A 4,472-nucleotide genomic window follows, 5' to 3' on the forward strand; every position below is an offset into this window, starting at 1 on the left:
ACCGCCGCCTGGGCGTCCTCGGCCAGGAGCAACAGGCCGCCCAGCGCGATGCAGGCCAGGGCGCGGCTTACCATGTCACCGTCACTTTGAGCAGGTCGGAATAACGCCCCACGGCCGGTATTTCCTTGAGCGGCTCGATGCGTCCATAAAGTGGCAAGTCCACCGTGCCGGAATCGGGCACGCGGCCGCTCAACGGTACGTCCACGGCCAAGGGGATGCGGCGTGCGGCATCGGCATAAATTCGATAGGGAATGGGTTTGATCGAGGGGGCAGCAGCGCCCAGGTAACGTACTTCGCCGATGCCGCCATGCAGGCCGCCGTCGACACGCATCTGATACGGCGTATCCGGGTTGCACTCCAGGCGTGGCTGGCGCTGGCTGATCAAGGCTGCACTCAACGGGCCTGCCGGGTCATCCAGCCGGGAGCCGCTGCCGAAATCCAGTACGCCGAGCTGCTCGATCCCTGCTTCACGCGTGGTGCCGACCAACTGGCACCCCCGCTGCACGTCGATACGCACCTCAACCTGGAGCTGTGCGCCATAAACCGTGTTGCAGAGCATCGCGCTCATGATTGCCAAGACTGCGTGTCCCTTCACTGCCCCAAATCCTTATACAGGGGTGACTGCTGTGTATGAGGTTAGTCACTTGAAGGGAATCCGCCAGTCAGGTCGGTGTTTTGGATCCATTGACCCATGCCTTTTCCAGATAGCTCGCGCCGTGCTTCTCTATTGGTCAAACCGCAACCGGCGCTCTAAAGTGAGCGACCACCGAAACACAGAGTGACTGACATTGGCTGCTTTACCGCCCCTGCTCAAACGGTTGCTGGGTAAACCCGCGGCGACCACCGCCGCCCCCGGTATCAGCGCATTCTTCCAGGGCAAGGCCCGGCAACAGGGCTATACCCTCAGCCCAAGCCAGCAACAGGTGATCGAGACCATGGCCCGGCAAACCGACCATCTGCTGGCCGGGCGCCCTACCCGCAGCCTGTACCTGCACGGCGCCGTCGGCCGGGGCAAGAGCTGGTTGCTGGACGGCTTTTTCCAGGCGTTGCCGATTGCCGAGAAACAGCGCGTGCACTTCCACGACTTTTTCGCCCGTCTGCACCAGGGAATGTTTGCCCATCGCCAGCAGCGCGATGCCTTGGCCGTGACTCTGGATGAGTTGCTCGATGGCTGCCGCGTGCTGTGCTTCGACGAGTTTCACGTACATGATATCGGCGATGCGATGCTGATCAGCCGCCTGTTCAAGGCCCTGTTCCGGCGCGGAGTCTGGGTGCTGGTAACCTCCAATTATCCGCCCGCCGGGTTGCTGCCGAACCCCTTGTACCATCAGCGGTTCAAGCCGGTGATCGAGCTGATCAGCGCGCGCATGGACGTCATGGAAGTCAGCGCCCCCCAGGATTTTCGCAGCCTGGCCCAGGCCCATGGCGATCAGCGGTTCAGCGCTGGCCAGTTCGTGTGGCCGGGGACTGCCGCGCAACGCCAAGCCCTGGGCCTGCCGTCAGCGGATCAGGCCCCGGTCAGCCTGACCGTCGGAGCCCGGCAATTGACTGCCCGCTGGCACCAGGACCGCAGCATTGCCTTCACCTTCAGCGACCTGTGCGAACAACCGACCGCCGTCATGGACTACCTGCAGCTGTGCCGCGACTATGAACGCTGGATCATCGACGGCCTGCCGCATCTGGCGGACTGTCCGATTGCCGCCCAGCAACGGTTCATCAACCTGGTGGACGTGCTCTACGACCAGGACAAGCAATTGGTGCTGATCGGCGAGCAGCCGCTGGAGCAATCCCTGAGCGGCCAGGCCATCGATTTGGCGCGCACCGCCAGCCGCCTGGGGCAGTTGCAGAAGATCGGGCCGCAACCCGCTATCATGAGCGCCATTCACGCCCCTATTGCCGAGTGACGCGCCGTTCATGGATACCCTTGCCCAACTCAAGGCCGGCCAATTGGCCGGCATCAAACGCCTGGACCTGCGCTGTGGGCTGACCGAGTTCCCCCGGGAAATCTTCGACCTGGCCGACTCCCTGGAAATCCTCAACCTGACCGGCAATGCCCTGAGCAGCCTGCCGGATGACCTGCACCGCCTGCCCCATTTGCGCGTGCTGTTCTGTTCGGAAAACGCCTTTACCGAACTGCCGCAATGCCTGGGCCAGTGCGCGCAGTTGAGCATGATCGGCTTCAAGTCGAACCAGATCAGCAGTGTCCCGGCGACGTCGCTGCCACCCTTGCTGCGCTGGCTGATCCTCACCGATAACCACATCAGCCAATTGCCGGACGAACTGGGTGAACGGCCTTTGCTGCAAAAACTGATGCTGGCCGGTAACCACCTGGAGCAGTTGCCGCAAAGTCTCGCCCAGTGCAAAAACCTCGAATTGATCCGCATCGCTTCCAACCGCATGACCCGCCTGCCGGACTGGTTGCTGGGTTTGCCGAGCCTGACCTGGCTGGCCTACGCCGGTAATCCGGTAGAGATGGCCGTGGAAGAGGCCCGCCATGACGCGACGCCGAATATTCCCTGGTCAGAGCTGGTGCTGGGCGAAGTGTTGGGCGAAGGCGCCTCCGGCATCATCCGCAAGGCGTCCTGGACCCCGCCAGGCGGGCCGGCCAAGGCGGTTGCGGTCAAACTGTACAAAGGCAGCATCACCAGCGACGGCTCGCCGTTGCACGAAACGCATGCCTGCATTGCCGCCGGATTGCATGCCAATTTGATCAAGGTGGAAGGCCGGGTCGTCGAGCATCCCCAAGGCCAGGCGGCGCTGGTGATGCAACTGATCGAACCGAGCTACCGCAACCTCGCGGCCCTGCCGAGCCTGGCGTCGTGCACCCGGGATATCTACGAGCCCACCACCCGTTTCAGCGCGGATGTGGCGCTGCGCATGGCCCGGGGCATCGCTTCGGTGGCGGCGCACCTGCACGCGCAAGGCATCACCCACGGTGATCTGTACGGCCACAACATTCTGTGGAATGAAGCCGGTGAATGTCTGCTTGGGGACTTTGGTGCAGCGTCGTTTCACGCCACGGTCGACAGCCAGGAAACCCGCGCGTTGCAGCGCATCGAAGTCAGGGCGTTCGGGGTGTTGCTGGGGGAATTGCTGGAAAGGATTGATGCGGGGTTGAACGAGCAACAGCGCGTGGCACTGGAAGCCTTGCGGGACAACTGCTGCCAGCCGGATGTGTTGGTCCGGCCTGGGTTCGAGGAAATCACAAGCTTGTTGCAGTCTTCCAAACTCCACTAAACCCAATGTGGGAGCGGGCTTGCTCGCGAATGCGGTGTGTCAGTCAATAGATACTTGGCTGGTACACCGTATTCGCGAGCAAGCCCGCTCCCACATTTGGACCGGGTTCACATCAAATCAGAATTAACCCGCCAACCCGACGAACATGTCCTGCACGTCATCATGGTTGTCCAGGCCTTCCAGGAAGGCTTCGACTTCGGCCATCTGCTCATCGCTCAAACCGCTCACCGGGTTCTTCGCGATGTAGCCCAGCTTGGCCGACAGCACGGTGAAACCCTGCTCCGGCAAGGCTTTCTGCACGGCGTCCAGGTCGGTGGTCTCGGTGATGAACAGGGTCGTGCCTTCTTCTTCGCCTGCCTCGAAATCCTGGGCACCGGCCTCAATCGCGGCCATTTCCGGATCGGCTTCCGGGCTGTCCGGCGAGGCTTCGATCAGGCCTACATGGTTGAAGTCCCAGGCCACGGAGCCGGACGCGCCGAGTTGCCCCTTGCGGAACGCCACACGGATTTCCGCCACGGTGCGGTTGATGTTGTCGGTCACGCATTCAACGATCAGCGGCACCTGGTGCGGGGCAAAACCTTCGTAGGTTACGCGGTGGTATTGCACGGTCTCACCGAGCAGACCGGCGCCTTTCTTGATCGCGCGTTCCAGGGTTTCCTTGGGCATCGAGGCCTTTTTGGCCTGCTCCACCACCAGGCGCAAATGTGCGTTGGTAGCAGTGTCGGCACCGTTGCGGGCGGCAATGGTGATCTCTTTCACCAGCTTGCCGAAGATCTTGCCCTTGGCATTGGATGCCGCTTCTTTATGTTTGACTTTCCACTGTGCGCCCATGACTCACTCTCTTCTGTCCATCGCGCCGAGACGTCTACTGGCCGGCGCTTTGGGGGCAGAGTTTATAGCGCTGAAACACTCTAATCCACCAAAAAACCGGCCATGCCCCTCAGGTCCGCAAGGGATTGATGGCGCGCTCACGGTCGGGCACGAAGTCGCCCACCTGCGCCAGCACCGCCGGCCTGGCGTTCCAGTAGGGCATCAACACCAGCGAGGAAAACAACGCGGCGCCGGCAAACACGATAAACACCGTGACGGTGTCGAAGTAGCCCGGCAACAAGCCGCCCAGGACTGCACCCACCGAACCGCAGCCGTTGACGAACCCCGCAGCCGTCGCGCCGGCCTTGGCGGTGCCGAAGTCGATGGCGGCGGTGCTGCTGATCATCGAGTCCGGCCCGTACAGG

At 62.3% G+C, this 4,472-nt stretch carries 4 protein-coding genes and 1 pseudogene; 2 read left to right on the plus strand and 3 right to left on the minus strand.

All coding sequences use genetic code 11. The features are described from left to right. Positions 1-67: 67 nt before the first annotated feature. Positions 68-559: a spore coat U domain-containing protein gene (locus HX846_RS30035; RefSeq protein ID WP_218166240.1), complete on the minus strand. Its 492-nt coding sequence runs from the start codon at positions 557-559 to the stop codon at positions 68-70. A 229-nt stretch (positions 560-788) separates the two neighbouring features. Here HX846_RS30035 and zapE point away from each other — a divergent pair, with 229 nt between their 5' ends. Together zapE and HX846_RS30045 are read left to right on the plus strand one after the other, a co-directional pair. Then, positions 789-1,904 carry a cell division protein ZapE gene (gene zapE / locus HX846_RS30040; RefSeq protein ID WP_003212435.1) on the plus strand — a complete coding sequence of 372 codons (1,116 nt, stop codon included), beginning with the start codon at positions 789-791 and terminating at the stop codon, positions 1,902-1,904. Between the two features lie 10 nt (positions 1,905-1,914). Next, positions 1,915-3,237: a leucine-rich repeat-containing protein kinase family protein gene (locus tag HX846_RS30045; protein ID WP_178966771.1), complete on the plus strand. Its 1,323-nt coding sequence runs from the start codon at positions 1,915-1,917 to the stop codon at positions 3,235-3,237. A gap of 123 nt (positions 3,238-3,360) precedes the next feature. Here HX846_RS30045 and HX846_RS30050 read toward each other — a convergent pair whose 3' ends face one another. Together HX846_RS30050 and HX846_RS30055 are read right to left on the minus strand one after the other, a co-directional pair. Beyond that, a complete protein-coding gene (locus tag HX846_RS30050) occupies positions 3,361-4,068 on the minus strand; it encodes a YebC/PmpR family DNA-binding transcriptional regulator (RefSeq protein WP_102369528.1) in 708 nt (235 codons plus the stop codon). A 109-nt stretch (positions 4,069-4,177) separates the two neighbouring features. Then, positions 4,178-4,472: pseudogene (locus HX846_RS30055) on the minus strand (MFS transporter); the annotation flags it as partial.

The sequence above is a fragment of the Pseudomonas sp. K5002 genome (assembly GCF_013386655.1).
In the GTDB taxonomy this organism is placed as follows: Bacteria; Pseudomonadota; Gammaproteobacteria; order Pseudomonadales; family Pseudomonadaceae; genus Aquipseudomonas.

What these genes read in the sequence shown, in the direction of transcription:
- HX846_RS30050 (WP_102369528.1), bottom strand. Translation starts at nt 4,068, where the DNA reads ATGGGCGCACAGTGGAAAGTCAAACATAAAGAAGCGGCATCCAATGCC.
- HX846_RS30035 (WP_218166240.1), bottom strand. Translation starts at nt 559, where the DNA reads ATGCTCTGCAACACGGTTTATGGCGCACAGCTCCAGGTTGAGGTGCGT.
- HX846_RS30045 (WP_178966771.1), top strand. Translation starts at nt 1,915, where the DNA reads ATGGATACCCTTGCCCAACTCAAGGCCGGCCAATTGGCCGGCATCAAA.